This window comes from Kitasatospora sp. NPDC007106 (assembly GCF_040634455.1).
Classification (GTDB): Bacteria; Actinomycetota; Actinomycetes; order Streptomycetales; family Streptomycetaceae; genus Kitasatospora; species Kitasatospora arboriphila.
On the sequence record NZ_JBEYFP010001275.1, the window covers coordinates 1 to 1317 of the forward strand.

Consider the following 1317-nt stretch of genomic DNA (forward strand, 5'->3'; position numbering starts at 1 on the left):
ACCAGCGCCCCCCCCCGACCCCCCCGGCCCGGCCCCAACGCCGCAGGCGGACGTGGCACCCGACGGGGCGGGGGCCCGCGAACCGGTGACGGCCACCGAGCCGCACGCGGTGAGCACCAGGAGGCCCGCGGCCAGGAGGACCGGAGAGGCGGTACGGGAACGACGCATCCCCAGAGCTGACCATGACCGGCCGTCAGGGGCCGTGACGGCGGTCACACTTCAGGCAACGGCCCTGTCACAGCCGCGGGTCCACCCACCGACTGACGCGGGATCAGGGCGCGGCAGCGCGCACGACGCCGACGGGGGCCGGGCCGGTCCCGCCACGCGCGCCGGCGGCGCGGCAGGTCGGCCGCCGGGTGCGGCGGGGTGGCTACTGTGAGGCGCATGAGCCTGTGGTCACTGCGGTCCGCCCTGCCGCGACTGAACGGAGCGCTGGTTGCGGGAGCGGCGGTGGGCGTCCTCGTCTGGCTGCTGCGCGACCTGTCGATGGGCGTTCTCGCCGGCATCACCGCGGCCCAGACCTTCTTCGTCGCGGCCGGGTGGATCGCGCTGTGGCCCATGGACGCCGCAGCGACCCGCCGCAACGCCCGGCGCGAGGACTTCCGGCCCGTCCTGGAGGAGCTCGTCGTCGTCTCGGCGGCGATCGGCGGCCTCACCGGCATCGTGCTGCTGCTCCTGCTCGGCAGGTCCGGCGACAGCCACGCCGCCGCAGCGACCGCACTCGGCGGCGTCTTCATGGGCTGGGCCTCGCTGCACCTGATGTACGCCGCCCGCTACGCCGAGCTCTACCTCGCACCCCCGACCGGTGGAATCGACTTCAACTCCGACGAGCCGCCCTCCTACAAGGACTTCCTCTACTTCAGCTACAACCTCGGCATGACCTACCAGGTGTCCGACACCGGCGTCACCACCACCGCGATCCGCGCCGTCGTGCTGCGCCACTGCCTGCTCTCCTACGCGTTCGGCACGAGCATCCTGGCCACCACCATCAACCTCGTCACGGGCATCGTGACCGGCTAGGAGAACTGCCGTCCGCGTCGGCCGGTGACGGTTCAGGGTGCGCCGCCGGTGCGGGTCGGATGCCAGCGCCTCGTGACCGGGAGGCAGAGGATCCGCGCCAGCAGGCGGACCGGTGGCAGGGCCAGCAGGCCGCCCGCGTAGGGCCACGCGCCGCCCGAGCGCATCAGCACGCGGGCAGCGGCCTCCAGGCCGCCGTAGACCTTGCCCGAGGGGGTGAGCCACAGCGGCCCGTGCTGGACGCGTTCCGCCGTCACCAGTCCGCGCCCGCCCGCACAGGCGTCCAGCGCGGGGAGGTCG

At 74.1% G+C, this 1317-nt stretch carries 1 protein-coding gene and 1 pseudogene; one reads left to right on the forward strand and one right to left on the reverse strand.

The features are described from left to right. Positions 1–384: 384 nt before the first annotated feature. Positions 385–1020, forward strand: a complete 636-nt coding sequence (locus ABZ641_RS37805; protein ID WP_359989140.1) for a DUF1345 domain-containing protein — start codon at positions 385–387, stop codon at positions 1018–1020. Between the two features lie 32 nt (positions 1021–1052). Here ABZ641_RS37805 and ABZ641_RS37810 read toward each other — a convergent pair. Further along, positions 1053–1317 (reverse strand): annotated as a pseudogene (locus tag ABZ641_RS37810) (DUF393 domain-containing protein); the annotation flags it as partial.